Here is a 454-nt window from a genome sequence, read left to right on the forward strand (position 1 = left end):
GTACATGTCTGGTCACATTAAAGAGCAAGAAGAATTAGGCTTTGCTGTTGACCGCGCTATGGTGATTAAAGGCTTTAGCGATGGCTTAGGCGAAGAAATGCAGTTAACTGAAGAAGAAATGCAGACTGTATTACAAAACCTAGATAAAAAACTAAACGACAAGCGCTTAGAGCAAGCTGAAACGTTAGCTGCTAAATCAATTGCAGATGGCAAAAAATTCTTAGAAGACAATAAAGCCAAAGAAGGCGTAACCACGACTGAGTCTGGTTCGCAGTACGAAGTATTAGAGGCCGGTAGTGGTGAAAAGCCTGCTGCTGAAGATACTGTTGAAGTTCATTACCGTGGCACGTTAATTGATGGCACCGAATTTGACAGTTCATATGCTCGTGGTGAAACGGCTAAGTTCCCACTAAACCGTGTTATTCCTGGTTGGACTGAAGGCGTACAGTTAATG

Annotated in this window: 1 protein-coding gene; it reads left to right on the forward strand. The window is 42.7% G+C overall.

The annotated features are described in order from the left end of the window. A partial coding sequence (locus AAEY75_RS14150) for an FKBP-type peptidyl-prolyl cis-trans isomerase N-terminal domain-containing protein (protein ID WP_502944415.1) occupies positions 1-454 on the forward strand: 454 nt, incomplete at both ends.

Origin of the sequence: Psychrobacter sp. TB55-MNA-CIBAN-0194 (assembly GCF_040309505.1) — a bacterium.
Taxonomy (GTDB): Bacteria; Pseudomonadota; Gammaproteobacteria; order Pseudomonadales; family Moraxellaceae; genus Psychrobacter; species Psychrobacter fozii.